At 64.1% G+C, this 24,487-nt stretch carries 17 protein-coding genes; 6 read left to right on the top strand and 11 right to left on the bottom strand.

Annotation, left to right across the window (positions count from 1 at the left end; all coding sequences use genetic code 11):
* Positions 1-85 precede the first annotated feature (85 nt).
* Positions 86-682, top strand: coding sequence for a suppressor of fused domain protein (locus tag AB0H00_RS14245; protein ID WP_357265692.1), 597 nt, complete (start codon positions 86-88; stop codon positions 680-682).
* A 209-nt stretch (positions 683-891) separates the two neighbouring features.
* Here AB0H00_RS14245 and AB0H00_RS14240 read toward each other — a convergent pair whose 3' ends face one another.
* The 9 genes from AB0H00_RS14240 to AB0H00_RS14200 all read right to left on the bottom strand — a co-directional run bounded on the left by AB0H00_RS14240 (position 892) and on the right by AB0H00_RS14200 (position 18,012).
* Positions 892-2,160: a hypothetical protein gene (locus AB0H00_RS14240; RefSeq protein WP_357265690.1), complete on the bottom strand. Its 1,269-nt coding sequence runs from the start codon at positions 2,158-2,160 to the stop codon at positions 892-894.
* Positions 2,161-2,163: 3 nt separating this feature from the next.
* Positions 2,164-5,094: a tetratricopeptide repeat protein gene (locus AB0H00_RS14235; RefSeq protein ID WP_357265688.1), complete on the bottom strand. Its 2,931-nt coding sequence runs from the start codon at positions 5,092-5,094 to the stop codon at positions 2,164-2,166.
* Positions 5,095-5,754: 660 nt separating this feature from the next.
* The gene (locus tag AB0H00_RS14230) at positions 5,755-6,138 is read right to left on the bottom strand and encodes a type II toxin-antitoxin system VapC family toxin (RefSeq protein WP_357265686.1); all 384 of its coding nucleotides are present in this window, start codon (positions 6,136-6,138) and stop codon (positions 5,755-5,757) included.
* Entirely contained in the window at positions 6,125-6,370 is a 246-nt protein-coding gene (locus AB0H00_RS14225) for a type II toxin-antitoxin system prevent-host-death family antitoxin (RefSeq protein ID WP_329412224.1), read from the bottom strand. The genes AB0H00_RS14230 and AB0H00_RS14225 overlap by 14 nt, the downstream gene beginning before the upstream one ends.
* A 33-nt stretch (positions 6,371-6,403) precedes the next feature.
* Positions 6,404-7,129: a hypothetical protein gene (locus tag AB0H00_RS14220; RefSeq protein WP_357265683.1), complete on the bottom strand. Its 726-nt coding sequence runs from the start codon at positions 7,127-7,129 to the stop codon at positions 6,404-6,406.
* The gene (locus tag AB0H00_RS14215; protein WP_357265751.1) at positions 7,126-8,820 is read right to left on the bottom strand and encodes an amino acid adenylation domain-containing protein; all 1,695 of its coding nucleotides are present in this window, start codon (positions 8,818-8,820) and stop codon (positions 7,126-7,128) included. Before AB0H00_RS14215 ends, AB0H00_RS14220 begins: the two co-directional genes overlap by 4 nt.
* A complete protein-coding gene (locus AB0H00_RS14210) occupies positions 8,723-13,507 on the bottom strand; it encodes an amino acid adenylation domain-containing protein (protein ID WP_357265682.1) in 4,785 nt (1,594 codons plus the stop codon). The genes AB0H00_RS14215 and AB0H00_RS14210 overlap by 98 nt, the downstream gene beginning before the upstream one ends.
* Positions 13,504-16,653: an amino acid adenylation domain-containing protein gene (locus AB0H00_RS14205; protein ID WP_357265680.1), complete on the bottom strand. Its 3,150-nt coding sequence runs from the start codon at positions 16,651-16,653 to the stop codon at positions 13,504-13,506. Before AB0H00_RS14205 ends, AB0H00_RS14210 begins: the two co-directional genes overlap by 4 nt.
* 39 nt (positions 16,654-16,692) lie before the next feature.
* Positions 16,693-18,012 (bottom strand): MFS transporter, encoded by a 1,320-nt coding sequence (locus tag AB0H00_RS14200; RefSeq protein WP_357265678.1) that lies wholly within the window; start codon positions 18,010-18,012, stop codon positions 16,693-16,695.
* 874 nt (positions 18,013-18,886) lie between these two features.
* Here AB0H00_RS14200 and AB0H00_RS14195 point away from each other — a divergent pair.
* The 3 genes from AB0H00_RS14195 to AB0H00_RS14185 all read left to right on the top strand — a co-directional run bounded on the left by AB0H00_RS14195 (position 18,887) and on the right by AB0H00_RS14185 (position 21,735).
* Positions 18,887-19,864 (top strand): alpha/beta hydrolase family protein, encoded by a 978-nt coding sequence (locus AB0H00_RS14195; protein ID WP_357265749.1) that lies wholly within the window; start codon positions 18,887-18,889, stop codon positions 19,862-19,864.
* A 171-nt stretch (positions 19,865-20,035) separates the two neighbouring features.
* A complete protein-coding gene (locus AB0H00_RS14190; RefSeq protein WP_357265676.1) occupies positions 20,036-20,221 on the top strand; it encodes a hypothetical protein in 186 nt (61 codons plus the stop codon).
* On the top strand, positions 20,218-21,735 hold the full coding sequence (locus AB0H00_RS14185; protein WP_357265674.1) for an FAD-dependent monooxygenase: 1,518 nt from the start codon (positions 20,218-20,220) through the stop codon (positions 21,733-21,735). The genes AB0H00_RS14190 and AB0H00_RS14185 overlap by 4 nt, the downstream gene beginning before the upstream one ends.
* 44 nt (positions 21,736-21,779) lie before the next feature.
* On the opposite strand, the gene AB0H00_RS14180 is transcribed toward AB0H00_RS14185, so the two are convergent.
* Entirely contained in the window at positions 21,780-22,181 is a 402-nt protein-coding gene (locus AB0H00_RS14180) for a DoxX family protein (protein WP_357265672.1), read from the bottom strand.
* 368 nt (positions 22,182-22,549) lie between these two features.
* On the opposite strand from AB0H00_RS14180, the gene AB0H00_RS14175 reads away from it, so the two are divergent.
* The gene (locus AB0H00_RS14175) at positions 22,550-22,900 is read left to right on the top strand and encodes a hypothetical protein (RefSeq protein ID WP_357265670.1); all 351 of its coding nucleotides are present in this window, start codon (positions 22,550-22,552) and stop codon (positions 22,898-22,900) included.
* 67 nt (positions 22,901-22,967) lie between these two features.
* On the opposite strand, the gene AB0H00_RS14170 is transcribed toward AB0H00_RS14175, so the two are convergent.
* Complete coding sequence (locus AB0H00_RS14170) at positions 22,968-23,210, bottom strand: transposase family protein (RefSeq protein ID WP_357265668.1); 243 nt, start codon at positions 23,208-23,210, stop codon at positions 22,968-22,970.
* A 22-nt stretch (positions 23,211-23,232) separates the two neighbouring features.
* Here AB0H00_RS14170 and AB0H00_RS14165 point away from each other — a divergent pair, with 22 nt between their 5' ends.
* Entirely contained in the window at positions 23,233-24,354 is a 1,122-nt protein-coding gene (locus tag AB0H00_RS14165; protein ID WP_357265666.1) for a hypothetical protein, read from the top strand.
* Positions 24,355-24,487: the final 133 nt, after the last annotated feature.

Below are 24,487 nucleotides of genomic sequence, written 5' to 3'. Positions count from 1 at the left end.
TCATTGGCACTGGCCAAGGTGACCGGCTGACCGAGATAGGTGACCCACGATCGTGGTCATTGCAGTCTCCCGAGAGGATTTCCCAGTGCCCGCACCACCCATCCTGCGCGGCGTGTTCCAAGACCTCCAGACCAACTGGGGCCCGGAAGACGACGGCTACCTGTTCGACAAGGGGCCGTCACCCGTCGATCGGCTCGATGTGGTCGTCTATCGGCCAACCGATGCCATCGAGATGACTTCGTTCGCCACCGTTGGCATGGCGATCGAGGAAATGCCCGCGCCCTCGGGGAAGACCCGCGGCTTGCGCGCCGAACTCCGGTTCGCGCGGCGCGGAGCGGTCGACAAAGAACAGGAGCACGCTATCGCACGCCAACTGGCCAATGTCGCGATCTATCCGTGGCTCACCGGTGGTGGGCTGGATTGGGGCCATATGATAAGACTCGACGACGATTTTCCTACGTTTCCCGGTTGCCGGGCGGTCTTCCTTTCGGGTCCTTTCCTCCCCGACGGCCAGGACTGTGTGCGTATCGGCGACGATGTTGTACGGATCGTGAATGTCGTGCCGATTACCGAGGCCGAGCGGGAACGAGCAGGAACGATGCGGTCGGGCGACTTCTTGTACGATCTTCTCGATAGCACCGATATCTTCAGTGCACGAACCGATTCCGGCGCAAGAGAATAGCCGGCGGAGCGAGTGGCGCGAGATCGGGCCACCGCACTGCCGCTGCTGGCCGAGCAGCAGCGGGACTTGGTTGGGGCGTTGTCCGAAACCGGCACCGTCGATCCGCAGGAGGATTCCGAGCACATGGCGCGGGGGCGCTGCCGCCGCACGACGGCACATCGGCGTCCTTCGTCGACGGCGCGTTGGGCCTCGGTGGAGGCGGCCGCGATTTATCGATCGTCGTTCTCGATCAGCGCCGCCGTGATCCGCGCCTGTGCCAGTCGATCGTCGAAGATATCGGGCTCGTGCCGGACGGATTCCGCGTACAGCCTGACGGCGCGCCCTGCCAGGGTGCGTGCCTGATCGGAGTCGCGGCCGCGCCACAGCAGTGCGGCCTCGTGGCAGCATGCCGCCAGGTCCGGTAGGTGGCGCCGTCGGGTCCATTCGACCGCCTTCTCGGTCAATTCTATTGCGCGCGAGGAAGTGTCGAGGGCGGCTTCGATATCGAGCGATTCGGCCAGATGGGTGGCGCGCCGCCGCAGGCAAACGGCGAGCCCCGGAACGTGTTCCCGGGGTTTGTCCGCGGCCAAAGCCTCCCACAACTCCAACGCACGGTTGTTGTGGTCGAGTGCCTGCGTGTGCCATCCGGGTCGAGCGAGGTGCAGGCCGTGATCCATCAGTGCGTCCGCCAGGTATTTGGCGGCGTCCGGTCGATTCTCGGACGTCCGCTGAAGTATTTCGATGGCGCGCTGCGAGATGGGTAGTGTCGCGACGTCCCCGTCGCGTTCGGCCAGCCAGCGGGCTCGGTGCCACAGTGACCACGCCAAATCAACCGCTGTCGTTTCCCTTTCGATCGCAAGCTGCTCCCAGAGCGCCACTGCGCGAGCGTTGAGTTCCAGGCACTCGGTCAGCTGTCCCACCTCGGCGAGGCTGTCGGCCTGGGAGTCGAGATAATCGGCCAGGGTCGAGCGGCGATCCTCGTCGTCGGAGGCGATGAGATCGGTCAATACGTCGAGCGCCTCGCGTCCCGCGTCGACCGCGTCGCGGCGCCGGCCGGCATCCGAATACAGCCACGCTTGATCACGCAGGGTATCGGCCAAGCGGAAATGGTGTTGCGCAGCGTCGGTTTCGAACAGCTGACGCGCCAAGTACACCGCGTCCTCCATTGCTACAGCGGCCCGCGCGCACAGCCGCACCCGGTGCAGGGCCCGTGCGTACCGGTGCAGCGCGATCTTCAAGTTCACCAGGCCGTCACTCCCGGCGTCGATGAGCGAACAGTAGTGGTGGACACCGCGTTCCATATGTCCGGCCGCACGCTCGGATTCGTCATTGTCGAGCCGGAACCGAGCCGTCCATGTTTCACCGGCGGCTAGTTTCGGCAGGAACTCCGCGGGGAATTCCGCTGCGGCCCGCCGCCAGATGGACAGCGCGCGATCGGCTTGCGCCGAGGCGTGGCGCCGCCGTCCCAGCTTCTGGAGGGCATACGCGTGGTTCTCCAAGGCCTAGCCCAGATCCGCCAGATGCGCGCGCGGATCGCGGGTGATCAGCTCCTCGTATGCGGTCGCTGCGCGCTCGAAATATGCGGCTGCGTCGGCCCATTCGTCGTGATCGCGGAAGAATCGGGCGCTATTGCCCAGCGCCGCGGCAAGTCCGTCCAAGTGTAGCCGGGTGTCGAATTCGGTCAGGTGCTCCCACAGCCACACCCCGGTGCGCAGCTGGTCGCGCGCTCGCGGCCACTGCCCGGCATGGGCGAGTCGTCGTCCGAGTCCGCAGGTGGTCTTGGCCAGGAAGGTCAGGTTGAGCTGTCGATCGTGCGCGGCTCGTGCCGCGCAGATTCGTACGGCCCGTTGCTGCGGTGGTAGCGCTTCGTCGTGGCGACCGAGGCCGTCGAGTGCGGTGGACTGCAGGTGCAGTGCCCGGGCGAGGCTGGGGACATGGGCGCCCGGGTTCTCGGGCGCCAACTCTTCGTACAGCTCGAGCGCGCGCGTGGCGTAACCGAGGGCTTCGGTATAGCGCTCATGACGTTGGAGCCGGTTGGCATGGTTCAGCAAGCAGGAGCCGAGATGGGCGCGATCGCCACCGCGCTCGAGTAGTTCCTCGAACATTGCCAGACTACGCGCGGACGCCGCGAACCCCTCCTCGGTGCGGTCGGCCCTGTCCAGCCACAGCGCGTAATTGTCCAAGCACGTGGCGGCGGAGCGCAGGTGCAGGTCGCGGTGGTCGGTCAGTAGTTGTTCGTAGCAGGCGACGGCCTCGGCCGACACCTCGACCGCCCGGTCGGCCCGGCCGGTCTCGGCGAGTTGCGTCGCGTACCGGCCCAGTGCCGAGGCCATCGTGGCCAGGTTTGGGCCCGGCTCGGATTCGGCCAGCGGCCGGACGAGATCGACGGCGCGGCTGGCATATTCGAGCGCCTCGTGTTCGCGGCCCAGCTGCGACAGGCACAAAGTGTGATTGCCCAGCGCGATGACGAGTTCGATGGTTTCGGCCGGATCGCGCGCCACCATCCGCTCCTGGACTTCGAGCAGGACCGTCGAATGGGTGAGGGCCTCCCGTGGTTGGCCGGTGCCGGTCAGGTTCCGGATCAGGGCATTCAGCGCCGAGGCCTGCAGATCGTCACGTTCCTGACCCTCAGGCAGCGAGGCGCAGATCTCCAGGGCCCGGGCGGCCAGCGCCGCTATCTGTCCGGTACCCATACTCTGGTGAATCGAGGCCAGCCGATTGAGCGCGTAGGCGAGATCGGCCGAATACCTCGCCGGATTCCGTTCGGCCAGTCGTGAGTAGATCTGCTCGGCCCTGGTGACACAATCGAGCGCGGTATCGAAATCGCGCAGTTTTTCGGCACTGATGGCGCGCGTGCACAGCACATTGGCCCAGGAGGCCCGACGGTCGTCCTTACCGGCGGCCAGTTCCTCGTATAGTGTTGCCGCCCGGGCGGATGACTCCATGGACAGCGCGTAGTCGTCGCGGAGATTGAGGGCCAGGGCCCGATTGTGCAGGGCATTGGCCAGTGCCGCGGTGTATCCGCCGGTTCGCGCGAGATCCTCGATCAGGTCCAATGCCTGCCGTGATCGCAGATCCGCCGCCTCGGCCCGCCGGGAACCGAAGTGGATGCTGGCGGCGCAGGTCAGTGCCCAGCTCAGGTTCGGCCGGTATTGCTCTGGATCGAGGGTCAGCAGATCCTGGGCCCGAGCCACGGCCTCCTCGGCCACTTCGACGGCCTCGTCGCGCCGGCCGGCGTTATCCAGCCGACGCGCCTGTGCACGTAACTTGTCCACCAGACGGGGCAGGTGTGTTACCCGATCCAGTTCGGCAGATCGTGACAATTCATCGATCGCGCGGCCACCGAATTCGATGGCCGCCGAACGGTCACCGATCTTCTCGGCCTGCTCGACGATTGTGTGATAGGTGTCCGCCACCACGGTGCCGTCGATATCGGCCGAGGTGCCGATCAGCCGCCGTTGCACCTCGACGCAACGATGCCAGGTGGCCACGGCCTCGGCGCGCTGCCCGGCGCGATGCAGGTAGACACCGTGCTGGCGGAGGATGTCGGCCAGGTTGGTCACCGTGGCATGGTCGACGGCCGCGGCTTCGGCGAGTGTCACGATATGCGCCGATAGGGATGCGGTCTCGGCGTGCAGGTCGTGGCTGTTCAGCAGCCGAGCCAGACTTCGCAGCCCGTGCAGTGCGATCGCACCGGCGCCTACCGTGGATCGCGCTGTGGCGAGGATGCGCAACTTCTCGGTACGGTGCTGCTCCCACTCGCGGGCCCGGCTCGCGAAACCGGCCCGGTCCAGTAAGGCGATGTGCTCGGACCAGGCACGGCTGAGCCGTCGGAATCCCCTCGAGGTGAACGAATCAGCGAGTTCCTCGAACAGGAGAACACCGCGTTCGGACTGGTCGGCGCCCGCGAGGGGCCCGTCGACCCCGGTGATGAATCCGGCGGATGTCGTGATCGCTTCGGCGAGCGACGAGAGGTGTGCGGCGCGATCGGTTTCGACCATCTCGCTGTATATGGCCACCAAGCGTCGGCCGGCGTGCGCGCCCTGCGTCATTACCCGGGCGTGGTCGGTCGGCCCGGCCGCACCGTATTCCTCCAGGGCTCGCAGCAATTGCCAGAGGAGATCGGCGATCGCCGGTAGCCCCTCGGTCGGGCCGTCGACTTCCCACTCTTCGCGCAGGGCGATCGCCGTGCCGAGCAGTTCGGCAGCCAGCGGGCCGGAGCCGTCGTCGTTCTCGTCCCTCGCGCGGAGGCTCAACAGGTCGATCCGCGCTGCCCGATCCAGATCCCGCCGCCAGGTGTGATACGCGGCGCGTACCAGTGCCCGCCATAGCGACTCGAATCCCCACGACGGGAACGATGCCACATCGCAGGCCAGTGCAGCGGCACGGGAGACCAGCGGGTGATCCTGCCACTTATTCAGTGCTCCGGTCACATTCGCGGAAGGTTTCAGATCGTTGTCCCGCCGAACGGCCCAAACCACGTCCGCCAGCAGCAGATTCAACTGTTCGGCGAACTCCTCGGGGCAGTACCGGAATCTGCTGTGTGGTATCGGAAGTCACCTGCTCAGCAGTGCTCCACCGACAACCGGCCCCACCTGGTCCGAAACTCGCCCCGGTGGACTTCCCGGGTAGAACCGCTCCGGTGCGAATCAGACACGCTCATCCTGGCATTATGCCGCCGGGTCCGAAGATTTCCGAGTGTAAGCCGTTCACGCGCACGGAAATTTACATATATTTGAGCCTGTGGATCCGAATATCCCTTTTCGCAGGTCGCCGCAGGACCATTGCATCCGATAGCGGTTGAATTCGCTTGCTATCGGAATGATCCACGCAGACATCGCGACTGGGACGTCGAGGTGGTCCCGACGCATCGGTGGCCACCACCGGATACGGATGATCGAGCAATATTGTCGGCAGCTGGCCGACGGCGGCCGACCCGCCGCGATTGTGTTGTCACATGGCGAGATTCATGACACGGAGACCATGGCGTGGAGCATCGGCGATCACCACGAAGACGAATTGTCGGACCTACTGGTGATCGCCACCGATCCGGCGAACAGACCAATGAGAATCGGCACGATGCATCGACGCCCCTATTGCGTCGAGTCGGTGATGAAATCTCGCCGCAGGCCCAGCAAGACAGTATCCGCGGTCAGCAGCAGCAATCGCTCACAAAACGCCTGCGAAGCAATCAGTCGATCGAACGGGTCGTGGCGCACCAGCTCGGGGAACTCACGCAGGCCTTCCGCGTGTTGTCCGGTTACATCGAGAATCCCCAGGCCCTGATCGCCCAACACCTCGGTGAGGTTCGTCGGCACCGTTAGTTTGCCCAGCATGGACTTGATGGTCAGCTCCCAGATCGTTGCCGACGAGACATACACTTCCGACGCGGATGTGATCATCTTGCGTGCCGCTACGCCCAGCCGAGGATTATCGTCCAAAAGCCATAAGGCGGTCTGGCTGTCAAGCAGAAGCATCCGCGTCATCTCCGTAGAACATTCGCTGAATGTCCGGATCGATCTCGAACGCACTGTCGTCGTACCGCAGTTGTCCCTTCAACCCGCCGATTGTCACCGGCGCCGCCCGATGCGGCACCAGGTCGGCAATCGGCACCCCCGCCTTCGAGATCACAATGCGCTCCCCCTTCGAGACACGTTCGAGCAGCCTGGACAGATGTGTCTTGGCCTCGTGGATGTTCACTGCTGTCATCTCATGAGGGTACTCGACTTAGTTTAGTCTGGTCTAGTTGCCGGCACGAAGGGTGGCTATCGACACCCGCTCGACTGCCACCCTGGCGTGGCTGAGTTGAGTCCACCGGGTCACAGCCGATTGTCTGGCGCAGGGCGAGGCAGGGGCGCCTATTCCGGGGCGCCGGGCTGGCTTCGACGGTTCAGCCGGAGCGGCCTGCAAGTCCATGGACATGTAGACCGCGTGCGTGCCGTAGCTCTTCGGGTGCGTGACCTCGGGGTGGGGCCGGTAGCCGAACTTCCGGCTGAGGCCCCAAAGGGCCCCGTCCCCGCTGGTGGCGAGTCGGCAGAACACTCGGGAGCCGGGCGCGTGCACGGCTATCGCCGTCACGTCCTCCGTGCTGTCGGTCGCGAAGTCCCGAATACCCAGCCGATACGCCTCGGCAATGTTCGAGTCGGACTTGATGGTGTTGCCGTAATGGATCCGCTCGGCCGGTACACCGGTGCGGAGGGCCTGCGCGATCTCCGGAGGGCTGGCCGCGTCGACGCCGCAGCCCTGCCGCGCCAGGCAGGCAAGGACCTCGTCCACCGGGCACGCCTTCATAGCGAAGCGGACGGAGATGCCGGGTAGTTCCCGCCGCAGCGCCGCGTACTGCGCCGCGATTCCGTCGAGGTCGAAGATGATCCGGTCGTCTGCTGCGGCTGCCAGGGCGGCGCGGAGGGGTGTGGTGGATTCCGGTACCGGATGACACCTACCGCCGGCGTGGTCGGACTTTCTCACTGTTGACGATCGAATCGCGTCGCCAGTTCGCCGATCGAGGGCATTTCGAACACCATTCGGACCGGCATGTCGATCCCGAGTTCGGACCGGATCGCACTCACCAAACGCACGGCGAGCAGTGAGTGTCCGCCGAGGTCGAAGAAGGAGTCGTCGATACCGATCCGCTCGACGCCGAGGACCCGGGTATAGAGCTCGGCCAGGGCCCGCTGCGTGGGGGTCTCGGGGGCACGGAACTGGTTGTCCGAGGTGAACTCGGGGGCGAGAAGTGCACGCTTATCGAGCTTTCCATTATTGGTCAGCGGCAGTTCGTCGACCGAGACGATCGCGGCGGGCACCATGAATTCGGGGACCCATTCGCGCATTCTCGCCCGCACCGCGCGTTCGTTTATCGGGCCGACGGCATACCCGACAAGGCGTTTGTCGCCGTGCTGGTCTTCTCTGGCGATGACGGCGGTGCGAGTGGTGTCCGCTGCCCGCGAGAGCGCGGCCTGTACCTCGCCGAGTTCGATGCGGTAGCCGCGGATCTTGACCTGATCATCGCCGCGCCCGAGGTATTCGAGTTCGCCACCGGCCTTCCATCGAACCAGATCGCCGGTGCGATACAGCCGGGCGCCGTTGGGGCCGAAAGGGTTTGCCACAAACCGCGCCGCGGTGAATTCGGCGCGGTTGTGGTAGCCGTGCGAAAGACTGTGGCCTGCGATATAGAGCTCGCCGATCACTCCTGCCGGCACCCGCCGCAGACCGGCATCGAGGACGAAGAACCCGAGGTTCTCGAGCGGGCGGCCGATGACGCTCGAGGCGTCTCGGGCGTCTTGCGCGGTGATCTCGCGGAACGAAGCGTGCACAGTGGTTTCGGTCGTACCGTACATATTGATCATCCGCGGCGGTCGCGGATGATCGGTGAACCACCGCTGCAGGCGGCTCGGATCGAGCTGCTCACCGCCGAACACCACCGCATCGAGTCGCAGGCCATCCGGTGACTCGCCAGAATCCGTGCGCAGGGCCGACTCCTGCAGGGCGTAGAAGGCCGAAGGCGTTTGGCTCACCACGGTGACTTGTTCGTCGATGAGCAGGTCCAGGAAATCCGCAGGGGAGCGGACGGTGGCTTCGGGAACGACGACAAGCCGCCCACCGTGCAGCAGCGGTCCCCAGATTTCCCAGACGGAGAAATCGAAGGAGTAGGAGTGGAATTGCGTCCACACTTGTCCTTCGAGCCGAAGGCGCGCTCCGACTGCGGCGAGCATTCGCGCCACGTCGGCGTGGGTGATCGCCACACCTTTCGGAATACCGGTCGTGCCGGAGGTGTAGATCAGATACGCCACGCCTTCGGGGTTCGGATACCGAAGCGGCCGGGCCGGATACGTTGCTCTCGTGGGATCATCGGTTCGGACGACGGGGACGGTGAGTCCGGACAGCCGGTTCTCGAGATCCGGGGTGGTTATCGCGACTGTGGGTGCGGCATCGTCGAGGACAAAGCGGATCCGCTGTTCCGGATAAGCCGGATCGATGGGCACATACGCCGCGCCGGATTCGAGGACGGCCAGGATGGCCACGATGGCATCAATCGAACGGGGCAGCAGCAGCGCCACGCGGTCACCCGCGCCGACTCCGCGGTCGCGCAGCAGGTGCGCGAGTTGATTGGCGTGCTCGGCGAGTTGGCGGTAGGTCAGCGACCTGTTCTCGAAGCGCACGGCGATCGCGTGTGGCGTGTCGGCCGCCCTGGCGGCAAACATGGCGGGAATCGGAGGATCCGGCCGCTCGCGGCCGGGCCAGGACCGAGCGGTTGCCGAAGTCGTCGAGGACCCGGAATTCGTCCGCGCCGAGTAGATCGATGGATCCGATGGGTACATCCGGATCCCTCGCCACCGCCGTCAACACCCGCCGGAATCGGACGATGAGCTGCTCGATCGTGGCAGTGTCGAAGACATCGGTTCGGAATTCGACAAGGCCGGTGACTCCCGCTGGTTGTCCGGTATCGGTGAAGGTTTCTTCGAGGCTGAAGGTCAGGTCGGTGCGGGCAGTGCCGGTGTCGACCGGCACCGGTGTGATGTCGAGTCCGTCGAAACCGAATTCGACCGCCGCATTGTTCTGCCAGGCGAGTATGACCTGGACGAGCGGGTGATGGGTGAGTGATCTCGTTGGTTGCAGCCGGTCGACGAGTACCTCGAACGGGATGTCTTGATGGACGTAGGCGTCGAGGCTGCGGGTGAGTACCTGGTCGAGCAATGCGCGGAAGGTGGGGTTGCCGGACGTGTCGGTGCGCAGGACCAGGGTGTTGACGAAGAATCCGATGAGGTCGTCGAGCGCGGCGTCGGTACGGCCTGCGGCGGGTATCCCGATGGCGATGTCGTTGCTGCCGCTCAGCTTCGAGAGCACGACCGCCAGAGCGGCCTGGACCAGCATGAAACTGGTGACATTGGCGTCTTTGGCGACACGGTCAATTTCCTCGTGCAACTCGGCCGGCCATGCCACCACAACACTGTCACCGCGGTAATCGGCTACCGGCGGATACGGACGATCGGTCGGAAGTTCCAGCCGATCCGGAATGCCGGTGAGGATGTCCTCCCAATACGCGAGCTGTTCGGTGATCGTACTCTCGGAATCACTGAGTTCGCCCAAGTAATCCCGCTGCCACACGGCGAAATCGATGTACTGCACCGGCAATTCGTCCCAGCCAGGGGTGAGACCACGGCATCGTGCCGAGTACGCGGTACTCAGGTCCCGCCACAGCGGACGCAACGACCAGCCATCGGCGGCGATGTGATGCATGGTGATCGCGAGGATGTGTTCTTCCGCGGAAACGGCGAAAAGCCTGGCTTGGAAAGGGATCTGCGTGGACAGATCGAACTCGTACCGCGCCTGGGCGCGGATGGCCTCGACGACGCGGTGCTCCGGCCAGTCGGTCGCGTCGGTGACACTCCAGCCGAGATCGGCGTCCGCGGCGGCGATGATCACCTGTCCCGGCGTGCCGTCGGATTCGGCGAACGTCGTGCGCAGGCTCTCGTGACGTCCGACGACATCGCGTAGCGCGATGCCCAACGCGGGCGGATCCAACCGACCACGCAACCGCACCGCGACGGGAATGTTGTAGGTGGCCGACGGCCCCTCCAGCCGATGCACGAACCACAGGCGGCTCTGCGCGAAGGACAATGGAATGACATCCAGCCCCAGTTCGTTTCTCGAATGTCGGTTCAATGCCGCCCTTCTGGTGTGTATGCGGTGCCCGGCTCGTTCGGCAACGATCGCGGCCAGGCCCGATACCGTCGGTTTCTGGAAGAGGGTGTGGATGCCGATCTCGGCATCGAGCTCGGTTTTGACGGCGGCGATGACCCGCATGGCCAGTAGTGAGTGGCCGCCGAGATCGAAGAAGGAGTCGTCGATACCGATCCGCTCGGTGCCGAGGATCCGGGAGTAGATCTCGACCAGGGCTTTTTCGGCCGGTGTCGACGGTGCCCGATACGGCATGCCGGAATCGAATTCGGGCGCGGGCAGAGCGCGCTTGTCCAGCTTCCCGTTGACGGTGAGTGGGAATGCGGGCAACACCATGATCGCCGCCGGCACCATGTAATCCGGCAGTCGCGATGCCACCGCCGCCCGCACGGCGGCGGCGTCCACCGCTCCGGTGACGTATCCGACCAGCTGCTTCATCCCGGGCGGCGCCTCGCGTGCGAGGACCACCGCCTGCACGACCCCCTCGACCGCAACCAGCACGGATTCGATCTCGCCCAGTTCGATTCGAAAACCGCGGATCTTCACCTGATCGTCGCGGCGCCCGATGTACTCGAGCTCACCGGAGGAGTTCCACCTCGCCAGATCACCGGTGCGGTACATACGCGAACCTGGCGGCCCGAACGGGCATGCCACGAACCGCGATGCCGACAGTCCCGGCCGGCGCAGATACTCACGTGCCACACCGCGGCCCGCGACATAGAGTTCCCCCACGACACCGACCGGCACCTCGCGCAGCGCACCATCCAGCACGCTGAGCGCGAGGTGCGCTAGCGGAACACCGACCGGGCTGGTCATCGCGTTCGCATCGGCTTCGCGAACCTCCCGGAACGAAGCGTGCACCGTGGTTTCGGTCGTGCCGTACATATTGATCAGCTGCGGTGCCGCGGGATGGCTGCGCCACCACGGAAGCAGTCGATACGGCTCCAGCGCTTCTCCGCCGAACACCACGGTCTCCAGGGACAATGAATGCGGCTGCGGATACCGGTCTTCCACCGTTTGCAGCGCATAGAACGCCGAGGGCGTCTGACTCAACACTGTCACCCGCTCGGCGGCCAGCAGCGTGTAAAAGTTCGGCGCGGACCGCACGACCTCGTCCGAGACGACCACGAGCCGCCCGCCGTGCAACAACGCACCCCAGATCTCCCACACCGAGAAATCGAACGCGTATGAGTGGCACTGGGTCCATACCTGGCCCGCCGCGGCCACGAATCCACTCTTGCGTACCGATTCGAACAGCTGTGTCGCGCTTTCATGGGGGATGGCGACGCCCTTCGGCGTGCCGGTGGTACCGGAGGTGTAGATTATGTAGGCCAGATCAGCAGAGCGCGGTGGGGGCAAGGTGGTCACCGGTTGCGACGCGATCGCGGGATCATCGACATCTACCACGACTACGCCGCGCCCGGCCAGCCGGTGAGAATGCTCGGCGACAGTGAGTGCCACCACCGGCCGCGCATCGGCAAGGACGAAATCGATGCGATTGTCAGGATGTTTCACATCGATCGGCACATACGCCGCGCCGGTCTTGAGCACCGCCAGAATCGCCACGATCGCATCGGCTGATCGCGGCAGCAGCAGGGCAACGGTGTCGCCCGGTCGCGCACCCCGCTCGATCAGCAGGTGCGCGAGCTGCCAAGACGCCTCGTCCAACTCACGGTAACTCCACGACCTGTCCTCGAACACCACGGCCGTCGTATCCGGTCTCCGCCGAACTTGTTCGGCGAATAATGTGGGAAGGGTGTAGCCCGCAGCATCTTCAGCCAAGGCTCCGCGATTGGACAGCACCGCCAGCTGCGCCAGCTCGTGGTGATCGAGGATATCGATCGATCCGATCGACCGGTCGGGTTCGGTCACCACGGCCGTCAGGACCAGGTGCAGACGGTGTATGAGTCGAGCAATCGTGGCCGTGTCGAAGACATCGGTGCGGAACTCGACACTGCCACCGAGTCCCCTCGGCAGTCCGGTGCTGGTGCGGCGTTCCTCGATGCTGATCGTGAGATCGGCTCGGGCGGTGCGAGTATGAACCGGTATGCCGGTAATGGCGAGGTCGTCGAATGCGTACTCGATCGCCGCGGTGTTCTGCCAGACGAGCAAGACCTGGACAATGGGGCTGTGGGAGAGCGATCGGGTGGGACGTAGACGGTCTACCAGTACTTCGAATGGAATATCTTGATGCGCGTAGGAATCGAGGCTGCGCTGGCGCACCCGGTCGAGCAGCGTTCGAAAGCTGGGATTACCGGAGGTATCGGTCCGCATTACCAGGGTGTTGACGAAGAAGCCGATCAGATCGTCGAGCGCGGCGTCGGTGCGGCCCGCCGTCGGTATTCCCACCGCGATATCGGTGCTGCTGGTCAGTCGGGTCAACAGGACGGCCAAGGCCGCTTGGACGACCATGAAGCTGGTTGCGTTATTGTCCTTGGCAACCTGCTGGATCGCACGGTGCAACTCGACAGGCCAGTCGATCGCGACATTGTCGCCGTGGTGGTCGGCGATCGGCGGATACGGTCGATCGGTGGGCAGCTCGAGCCGCTCCGGTAGTTCGGCCAGCGTATCTTCCCAGTAGGTCAGTCCTCTCGTTATTCGACTGTCCGGGTCGTCGAGTTCGCCGAGATATTCGCGCTGCCAGAGCGTGTAATCGAGGTACTGGACCGGCAACTCGTCCCAGCCGGGTTCGCGATCGGTGCAGCGCGCCGAGTACGCGGTACTCAGATCCCGCCACAGCGGGCGCAGTGACCATCCATCGGTGGCGATGTGGTGCATTGTGACGACCAGGACGTGTTCCAGCGCGGATGCAGTGAACAACCGTGCCCGGAATGGGATCTGTCGGGTCAGGTCGAAAGCTTTCCGTGCTTCTTCGCCGATGGCGTCGGTCAGCTGCTGCGGCGGCCAATCCGTCGCGTCGGTGATCGCCCAAGCGAATTCGGCCTCGCCGGAGCTGATGATCACCTGCTCGGGGATTCCGTCGGTTTCGGAGAACACGGTGCGCAGGCTTTCGTGCCGATCAACGACATCGCGTAACGCGGCAGTCAGGGCCGGCACGTGCAGTGCACCGTGCAGTCGTACCGCGACCGGAAGGTTATAGGTTGCCGACGGCCCCTCCATGCGATGGGTGAACCACAGCCGACTTTGTGCGAACGACAACGGAATCACAGCGAACCTCCTGAGCGGTGCACCAGCTGATCCCTCGAATACCTTCGCAGCGCGGGGTTTTGCGTGCGGTTATCTTGTTCCGCCCGTGCGATGATGACCTCGGCAAGGTCGGATACGGCCGGCTTCTGGAACACGGTCTGGATCTCGATTTCGGCATCGAGTTCCTTTTTGACGGCGGCGATTATGCGCATGGCCAGCAGTGAGTGGCCGCCGAGGTCGAAGAACGAGTCGTCGACACCAACCCGGTCTGCGCCTAGGATCCGAGCGTAGATCTCGGTGAGCGTTCTTTCGGTGGGAGTCGATGGCGCTCGGTAGGCCACCGCTGGGCGGTAGTCGGGTGCGGGTAGTGCCCATTTGTCGAGTTTCCCGTTCGATGTCAAAGGCAGCGTGGCGACCATGATGATGGCGGCGGGCACCATGAATTCTGGGAGCCGGTCGGCCATGCGGGCACGCACCGACCGGAGATCGATATCGCCGGCCACATACCCGACAAGGCGTTTGTCTCCGAGGTTGTCGTCTCGGGCGATGACGACGGTTTGGTCGGTGCCCGCGGCCTCCGAGAGCGCGGCTTGTACTTCGCCGAGTTCGACGCGGTAGCCGCGAATCTTGACTTGGTCGTCGCTGCGCCCGACGTATTCGAGTTCGCCGTCAGTATCCCAACACACGATATCGCCGGTCCGATAAAGCCGACCTCCGTGTGGATCGAATGGGTTGGCGACGAAGCGTGTCGCGGTCAGTGCGGGTCGGTTGTGATAACCCTGCGAGACGCTGTGGCCCGCGACGTACAGTTCGCCTCGCACACCGACGGGTGTGCGTCGTAGGCTCGGGTCGAGGACGAAGAAGGCGAGATCGGCCAGTGGGACACCGACATTGCTTGCGGTGTCGAGCATGTCCTTCGCGGTGACTTCATGGAACGAAGCATGGACCGTTGTCTCTGTTGTGCCGTACATGTTGATCATCCGGGGCGCGCGGATCGCGTTGTCGAACCATCGGCGCAGGCGGCGGGGCTCGAGTGCCTCACCGGCGAACACCACCGCGCGTAATGCCAGCCGGTCCGGTGAATCACCCTGCAGCGCAGCGTCTTGCAACGCGTAGAAGGCTGACGGCGTCTGGCTGAGGGTGTCGACCTGTTCGGTGATGAGCAGCCGTAGGAAGTCTGCGGGCGAGCGCACCACCGATTCGGGGACGACGACGAGCTTCCCGCCGTGTAGCAGCGCACCCCAGATCTCCCATACCGAGACGTCGAAGGCATAGGAATGGAATTGCGACCACACTTGCTGCCCGAGCACTAAATGCTGTGCCGCAGCATGGAATAGATTCAATACGTCGGCATGTGTAATGGTGACGCCCTTTGGAGTGCCAGTGGTTCCGGAGGTGTAGATCAGATACGCCGGAGATTCCGAAATCGGATGCCGTAGCGGCGAATCAGGATATCGGCACATTGCCGAGTCATCGGTTCGGACGTAGGCCATGCCATGAGCGGCCAGGCGTGCGGACAGCTGCGAAGTCGTCACCGCGAGGGCGGGGGTGGCATCACCGATGATGAAACCAATGCGTTGATCGGGATAGGTCGAGTCGATCGGCACATACGCCGCACCGGTTTTCAATACCGCCAGTATTGCCACGATGGCGTCGAGCGATCGAGGTAGCAGCAGCGCCACGCGGTCTCCCGGACCGACGCCGCGGTCGCACAGCAGATGGGCGAGCCGGTTGGAGTTCAGGTCGAGTTCGCGGTAGGTCAGCGAACTGTTCTCGAATACCACCGCGATCTTGTCCGGGGCGTCGGCCACGCGGGCGGCGAACCGTGCGGGGATGGACATCCCGGTGCTGCGCGGTTCGGTGAGGATCGATCGGTTGCCGAAGCTGTCGAGCTCTCGGTGTTCCTGCTCGTCGAGCAGGCCGACCGATACGATCGGTGCCTTCGGATCGGCCATCACCCTCGATAACGCCTGGTGCAGGCGTCCGGCATCGAGGCTCGCCCTGGTGCCGATGGTTCGGAGCACCAGGTCGCCGTCGTCGACAAAGACGTAGTAACCCAGGCTCGGTACGGGGCCCGCGGAGAGCAACACCCGAGTCGCCGAGGCGCCGCCGAAATCCCGTGTCGGGAACGGCGGGAAAAGATTGACCTCCACACTCGACCCGCGATAGGAGCTGCAGTCGCGGTGAGGCGGCTTCCGCACCGGGAACCGGCTGTGTGTCAATGCCTCTTGTATCCGCTGGTCGGCCTGCTCGCACAGGTCGGCGAAAGTCTGGCCCGGCCGGATGGTCACCAGCAAGGGCACCACACCGGCGATCATGCCGGGCAGGCTCTTGGACCTCGCGCGGATTCGTCGCGAAACCGGAAAATCCAGGCACACCTCGGAGTTCCCGGTCGCTATGGACGTCAGGAGCCCACACGCGGCGGTGATGATCGCCGCCCGGCCGATGCCTTTGGTTCGGGATGTTTCTTCGATGGCTGCCCGGACGGAAGGAGAGAACTTCATGGGTGCTGAGAATGTGTCCGGCGTATCCCGATCGACATCGGTGCGGGCGTCGAAATCGACTGGGTTTTCCGGATGGGAGATCGCGGACCAATATTTCTGGTCTGCGATATATTCGGCGGACTCTTGGTATTCCGACTCCATCGAAATCAGATCACGCAACGAGCCGAAGGAATGCGGTTCGGGATCCGCCCCCGACCTCGACGCCGAGTATATGTCCGCAATCCTGTTGCCGATGAGCGCCAGGGTGGTTCCATCCATCACGATGTGGTGTCCACACAGGAAGAGGAAGGACCGTTCACCAGCGGTCCGCAAGAGCGCGAATCTGAACAACGGCCCGGTCAGCGACATGTTCGCATGCAACTCACGCGTCGCGATCGCATACGCGTCCGCATCGGATTCGAGCTCATAGCACGGCAGCCGCCAGTCCGGGTAATCGGTCGGAGCCTGGCTGAGGCTGCCATTCGTCTCGGTAATGTGAACCCTGATCGCTTCCGCCTCGTCCACCAGGCGGCGTATGGCGGATTCGAGGAGGGGTTCGTCGATCGTTCCGTCGATCACCAGGAATTGACTGACGAGCCAGCTGCCGGCGTCGAATGTTTTCTGGGCAAGCCATACATCAACCTGCTCGCGCGTTAGTGGAAATTGTCCCCGACTCGATGACATGCCGACCTCTTCCGGCTCATATGTATATCTTGTGGCCGATCAACAGTCGGCGCCCGAGTTCTGAATCGCTGGTACTCCTCCGTTTTTCGCGGAAGTCTGTCGTGGCGAATCAACCCCTGTCGTGCCGAGTTGGCGCGCTCGTCGCGCCGATCCCGTTGTGTCTGTGCGCATTCCGGCGTATGCGCACCACGCGCCGACCATTCCGAGAATTCCGCACAGCAGCCACACGCCTTGGCCGGTTGTCTGCCACGCGAGCACGCCGAGCGCGGGCCCGAGCGCCTGACCGACCCCGAAAAGCGCCTGATGCACGGCGACACAACGGGCTCTGACCGCTGCTGGGAAGGTGGCCGGGTAGGCGAACATGGTCGGCCCCTGGATCATCATGCCGACCACCATCACGATGGTGCCGATGGCGATCGGCGCGGCGCCGTAGCCCGCTAGCGCATAGGTGATGAGACCGATGCCCTGAATCGCGATGCCGAGCGCGACCGCTGAGCTCGGCCGCCAGTGTTCCACGTAGGCGGTGACTTTCAGCTCGAACGCGATCAGTATTCCCGACGCGGTCGTCAGCATCGCACTGTAGAGAGCGATCGAGTGGCCATGTGCCGCCACGCTGAGCGGCAGTGTCGCCAGGAACTGCACCCAGATCAGCGCGGTGATAAATGTCGCGGTCAGGAAAAGTAGGTAACGTCGGTCGCGCACTATCGCGCCGTACCCGGATTCCGGTTGCGTCACTAGGGCATCGGCGGGCACCGGGGCCGCGACCTTCGGTAATTGCCGCCAGGCGATCAGTGCGCAGCAGGACGCCGTGCACGCGTTGAACCAGAACAGCGTATTCCAGTTGATCGGGATGAGTGCGGTGGCGATCAAGGGGCCGAGAGCCGCCCCGGTGTTCAGGGCGATACGAAACATCGAAAACGCCATCACCCGATGCTCAGTCGGCATGAGATCCTCGAGCAGGACCGCGGCGGCCGGGCGATAAGACTGCGCGGCGAACCCGGCAAGGGCGACCACCGCCATCAGCACCGGGAACCTGCTGGGTGTGCTCACCGCCGGAATCAGACCGAGAGCGAGTGCCGAACCGGTCATGCCGGTGATGATGGCGGTGCGTGCGCCCATCCGGGCCGTCGATTCGCCGCCGGCCATGATGCCGAGTACGGCCCCGATGCTGTAGACGGTGAGGGCCGAACCGGCTTGTCCGACCGAGAAGCCCTGATGCGTCAGGTACAGCATCAGGTAGGCCTGTGTGAATGCGCCCAGCTGATTCACCATGACGCCGGCCAATAGATACCGGACCGTAAGCGGAGTTTCTCGGAGTGTGGTCGTGACGCCGAGGCGGAGGGCTGTCGCGGCACTCATCGGCGAGATCTGTCGTCCGACGTCGGCGCGGCGGCATCGGCGCCGGATTTCACCGGTTTCAGGACCGGAGGACAGCTCATCGAAGTCCTTACTCTGTAAGCGCTTCCCCACCTGCGCAAGAGCATATTGTCGCGGCCGACAATGCCGGACAGTAAAATGGAGACCTTACATATATTTGATCCAACGCGAGGCGCCCGGGCGACGATGGACGAGATCGTTCGGTGCAGTGGACCGTATTACCTTATGGGAATGTAAAAATCGCGACGCTATTGAAATATTCAATTAGCGGTGTTGATAAGTGTGTCGGGGTTCGCTCGCGACGACAGTGCATATCGGCCGCCTGATCGGTACGTGCGGGTTTGGGAGGAGGGCCGGTTCCAAGGTGTCGGGACCGGGCCCGACGGCTGGCTCAGTGGCGAGTGCATTCGCACGAGGCGTACCGAATTACAGGCTGATTTGTCATTGGATGGGCAGAGAAGGATGTTCGCCATGAGTGTGCTGGTGGCGGCGTGTTCGACACCTCGATACGCCCTTATGCGTGCAGGATCACTCCACGCATCCTCGGGGCTCATCCTTTACAACCTCTGAAGGTTGGCGGCTTGGACACTTCTTTTCCTTCGGATGGTTCAATCTTCCCAATGATGAGAATCTGAAGTTTTGCTGGTTCACTTGGGAAAGTTTCGTGCCTTCGGAGGTCCTCATGCACGCCCTGGCGGAGCCAGCCCGCGAAGAAATGTCGATCGAAGCCGCCTTGCCGCAGAACGGTGACCGGTGCGGGCAGGTTCAGGTCTGTCTATGGCGGTCGTTCGCTGCGATGGTCGGTGCTTGTGGGCGGTGGACTGCGGCTGTAGTGGTGATACTGGGGGCTGTGACGATGGCTTCCGGGGTTGCCATCGCGGTGCCGCCGGATACCGGGTCATCGGGCGGTTACCAAGCCCCCTCGGAGGGTCTCGGTCTCCCGGTGCGGCCGGTGGTCGGCCATATAGAGCCGATCACCGATCGTTGGCTGCGGGTATTCGTGAAATCGCCTGCGATGAACCGCGTCGTGCAGGTGCAGGTGCTGGTGCCGGCCGACCGCAGTCGGCCGCGACCGACTCTGTACCTGCTCGATGGTCGCGGTGCACCGGAGAACGGAAGCAACTGGATAACGCACGGTGGTGCCGTGGAGTTCTTCAACACCAAGAACGTCAACGTCGTGCTGACCACGGGCGGTCCGGCCAATCTCTACACCGACTGGCAGCGGCGCGATCCGGTGTTGGGCGCCAATAAATGGGAGACGTTCCTTACCCGTGAGCTACCGCCGCTGATCGACGCACATTTCGAGGGCAACGGACGCAACGGGATCGAAGGAGTCTCGATGGGTGCCGAGGCGGCGATGATGCTCGCGTTCCGGACCCCGGGCCTGTACTCGGCCGTCGCGGCCCACAGCAGCTGCTACACCCTCGCCTCCGGTGTCGGACAAGCCCATGCCCGCGGGATCGTGGCAACCTATGGCGGAAATCCGGACAATATGTTCGGCCCGCCGACCGACCCAGACTGGCTCGCCCACGATGTCATGGCACACGCGGAAAAGCTGCGCGGTACCGCACTCTACCTGTCCAGCGGCACGGGAGTCCCCGGCGAACACGACGTACCCGGTCGGGTCGACCTCCCCGACACCATCACCGTCGGGGGCCCGCTCGAAGCCGGAGCCTTCACATGCACACTCGCCTTCGTGAACCGGCTCGCACAACTACAGATTCCGGCGACGGTGAATCTGCGGCCCACCGGCACCCACTCCTGGCCGTACTGGGCCGACGAACTGTCTCGATCTTGGCCCACCATCGCCGAGGCACTCGATTTAGACGACTGAGTCCTTTGCCGACTCGAAATAAGCGACTATCGAGGGCGGCGCACCTGAATCACCCATGATCGGGGTCAGAGTTTGGTGTGGGATGCCGGTGTGCCGGACATCCCCATGAGTCCTTCGAATCACCTGGTGGCACGATGATTCGGGCCCGATCGATTGCCCTCTATCCTCGACATGATGATGATGGCGCTGCTCACCGGGCGAGAACGCACCAGCGAGCAGTTCGAGCAACTGTTCGCCGCCGCGGGCCTGACGCTGACCCGCGTCACCGCGACCGCGTCGTACAGCTCGATGGCGATCATGGAGGTGGCACCCCGCCCCGACCAGGTGATCACCTCGGACCGGGAGGCCAGTCTGTGAACGAGGTGCCGGTTCTGATCGTCGGAGGCGGCCCGGTCGGCATGACCCTCGCACTGGACCTCGGTTGGCGAGGGGTCCCATGCCTGATGGTGGAGGAGACCGACAGGATTCTGACTGTCCCGCGGGCCAATACGGTCAGTGCTCGATCGATGGAGCATTTCCGCAGGCTGGGAATCGCTCAATACGCGCGGCCGGACTGCCAGCGGACTACCCGACCGACGTCAGCTACCGCACCCGTATCCGTGGCCCGGAGCTGCACCGGGTCACGCTGCCCTCCACCGCCCAAGTCCTCGCCGGCACAAGTCGTGGCCACGACAGTCCGACCGTCGAACCCACGCATCGCATCGCCCAGTTCTATCTCGAACCGGTCCTCCTCGACCACAGCCGCCACCCGAATCGTGCACGCCGACTTCCTCGTCGGCTGCGACGGCGGCAACAGCCTGGTACGACAGCAGTTGGGTGCGCAACTGACCGGTACCGATACCGTTTTCCAGGCCGTTTCCACCTATTTCCGGGCACCGGCGTTGAACGAATACATCCGCCCACGCACCTGGATGACCTGGTCGATGAATCGTGACGCGCTGGGCGTCACCATCGCGATCGACGGACAGGCACTGTGGCTCACCCACACTTTCCTGCCCACCGACACCGATACCGACCTCATCGATCCGGGAACCCTGATCACGCGGGCCGTCGGATCCGAAGTGCCGCACGAGATACTCGGCGTCGACCGGTGGACCGGGCGCCGCCTGGTCGCCGACCGCTACGGCAGTGATCGGGTCTTCATCGCCGGAGACGCTGCCCACCTGTGGATACCGATGGCAGGCATGGGGATGAACACGGGAATCAGCGAGGCGGCGCACCTCGCCTGGATGCTGGCCGCGGTGCACGCAGGCTGGGCGGGTCCGCGGTTGCTGGACGCCTATGAAATCGAGCGACGCCCTGTCGCGGAGGCCATTTCACGCTTCGCGACCGGTATCGGCGAAGCCCTGCTCGACCTGGGCGACACCGAGGTCGTCGAGGACGACAGCCCCTTCGGGATCAGCTCACGTCAGCAGCTCGGACGGGCCGTGGCAGCCGCTGACGCGGACCAGCACAAGCCGATCGGGCTCAGCTTCGGCTACCACTACTACGGCTCTCCTCTACTCGCCGACGACCAGCCACCCCCGGAATTCGCTATCGGCACCTACCAGCCCTCCACGGCGCCCGGCGCCCGGCTGCCGCGTCTCACCCTCGCCGACGGTACGTCGGTCTACGATCGCCTCGGCCGCGACTTCACCCTCCTGCGCGTCGGCCCTGATCCCCCTGATCCCGGCCCGATCCTGCGCGCGGCCGCCGAACGTGCGGTTCCGGTCGACGTCCTCGACCTCCCCTCCGAGGAAGCCGTCGAACGATACGAGAAACTCCTGATGCTGGTCCGTCCCGACCAGCGCATTGCCTGGCGCGGCGCCGCCACACCCACACAACCGGCGTTGCTCATCGACCGAATCCGCGGTGGGAGTCGAGTGGGATAGTCCAGCGACCGGCGGGTGACTGCGAAGCGATGGGCCGGCGGACGCTATGACGAGTTGAGGTAGATGAGGCTGGCGGTGATCGCGGCGACGATGCCGAACAGGGGGGCACCGGCGGCCTTGGCGAGCGGGTCTCCGACGCGCAGATGGGTGGCCAGCGCGCCGACAGTGAGCGCGATCAGGCCAACCGCCGCCGCGACGCCGATCCACCAGAAAGCGGTCAGGGTGGCGCCGATGAGAAGTCCAGCGCCGCCCAGGATCTCGAGCAGGCCGATGCCCCGGTAGATGGTGTGGGAGAAGCCGAAGCGCTCGGCGTCAGCACGGCCGACGCCAGCGAGAGCACCTTCATGGCACCCGCTACGGCGCAGGCGGCGGCGAGCAGAAGGGCAAGAGTTGTGGTGGCCACAGTCATTTCCACTCCGAGGTCCGGGAAGGCCGAGTCGTCCCACAATTCCATTGCATTCGTTCGAGGGCGGCAAGCGCTGGTTCATGCTGTGGCATATTTCCTTACATCTGCTCAACGCACCGCGTGCCGCTATCACGAGAATGTGCGAGTTCGAGTCCGGAGATTCGGGCTGCACTGAGGTGATCTCAGCAAGGCTCGGCGGTTGATTTCGGCGGTACGACGGTATGCCGTGTACGGGCGGTCTCGATGCGCTGCGGTCAGAAAGTGCTTGTGCGGGATCCGCGACCGGTCGACCGTGCTTACCTGTCATTAAGGATTCCTTAAGGCCGATCGGCAAGAGTGATCACGAAACCAGTGGTCTACCTACGGATTTCACAACGCGAGCAATGTAATAAGCGATCGGGGAGATGTATGTCCCGTACGGACGACAAGCGCAGTCTTGCGACGCTGCTCATCGGCATCGTGCAGGTTGTCGGTGGGATTGCCACCGGCGGGATGGCGGGTCTCTACCTCTTTCTGACCGCCTTAAAACTCCAACGGGCTTTCGGCATCACCGATCCCCATGGACCCATCGGACACGGTGTCGGCGCGACTGGATTTTGGATGATCTGGATCGTCACCTTCATGGTGGTATTCGCGATCTGCGTCGCAGCGTCCGTCAGCAGACACACGCGCCCGTTCGGCATCGCCGCGGCGGCATCGTTCACGCTGCTTGCTCTGGAGATGGCGTGGGCCCTCGCTACCTTCGAGGGCCCGAGTTGACGCAGGGCCACGGCTCACACTCCTGGACCTAGCGGCGAAGTTGGCAAAGAGGTGCTGTCACCAACTTTCAGTTCAATCGGCGGTGTTCGAAATGGGTGAGTACGAGTGCGGCTTCGACGATGTCGCCAATCTTGGTGGGACCGGCGGTGATGTGGTGCAGGGTGCGCCAGCGGCCGGTGAGCACGGCGAAGCCGCGTTCGCCCAGGCAGCGCAGACCGCGTAGGAGGACGTTGTAGGTGCGGTTGTCCGCATCGAGGGTCTGCCCGCCGGCGGGCTGTGTGATCGGAGGAATCATATCCGCGAAGGTCATCGTGGGCAATCGAGAGGACACAGTGAACAGCCAATCGTTCGGCCGGGCAGCGGAACTCCTTCGAGAACTACACGATTTCGGCACAACCGAGCCGTATCGCGCCGCCGTCTCGGCAGCGGTGCTCGCGCGCATCTCACCCGAAAACCACGGCAACGACGACATTGTGGCGCACGAGTTCTACAACGTCCTGCTCAATCATCGGCTCGACACCGGCTACCTCGTCGTCGAGCAGTTCGTCGTCGAGCGTGACGACTTGTCGGATGCGGACCGCACGATGCTGTTGGGTTGGCGGAACAACTTCAAAGGCCTCTTCGAAATCAAGGAGGTACTCGTCGACGGCCTGCGTCTGTTCAACCACATCGATGAGCTGACATATGTGATACGCACTGCCCGCGGTGAAGACGCCCTTTCCCTCTTGTCATCAGGGATGCTGATCATCGGACGGCTCGCATCCTGGGCCGACGAGTGGATAGTCATGGGACGTGCCCAGACCTTCGTCGCCGAAGCCGCAGAAGCGCAGCTCGCCAAGGTGCCGCGACTGCAGCGGGAGAACCCCGACTTGGTGTTCCGCAACCCCGCCAAACTCGCCGAGGGCTGGAAACTGCAAGCCGCTCAACGCGCCGATTTCATCGCCTACCACGGTAGCGACACCGTGATGGTGCACGGCTCACAAGCGCACGACGCTTGGACGGTGTCCTACCGTCAGTCGTGCCTGGACGCCGGCCGTGCCTGGAACGAGGAGGCCTTTCCGCCTTTGTCCGAGGCGATCACTGGTTCCGACGACGTCACATTGATCTTCGATGAGGTCGACGGGCTGAGCTTCTACGTCAACTACGCGACAGTGCGCGCGGTCTTCGCCGACCCCGACCTGGTCGACGAACCGCCCTACCGCGATGCCGTCGTCACGTATCTGCACAACGACGCCTTCCCACCTGTCCCTCTCGCCCGGCTCGCCGCCGCCTACCCCCACAACGCCAGCCGACTGTTCGCCAAGCTGCTGCGCAAACCGGACTTCTCCTGGGAACACGACGGAGACAACGTCCTTCGAAAGGCAAAGGCCCGCTGGTACGCGGGACCCCGCCTGCCCCGTGTCGTGCCGATCTCCACCGAGGTGACCGAACACATCTGGCCCCGCGCGACGTGAGCCGAGCGTCCATCGCATACGAGGTCGTCCGGTGCCGAACCTCGATCGCCGATCCTGTGATGCCGTTCGTCGGGGTGACAGTTACGGTGCTGATTCATACGTTCCGCGACCAGCGACACTCTGCTCGCAGCGT

The sequence above is a fragment of the Nocardia sp. NPDC023852 genome, from assembly GCF_040639505.1.
Classification (GTDB): domain Bacteria; phylum Actinomycetota; class Actinomycetes; order Mycobacteriales; family Mycobacteriaceae; genus Nocardia.
Note: the sequence above shows the minus strand (reverse complement) of the source record. Positions and strands in the feature narration are given on the sequence as shown.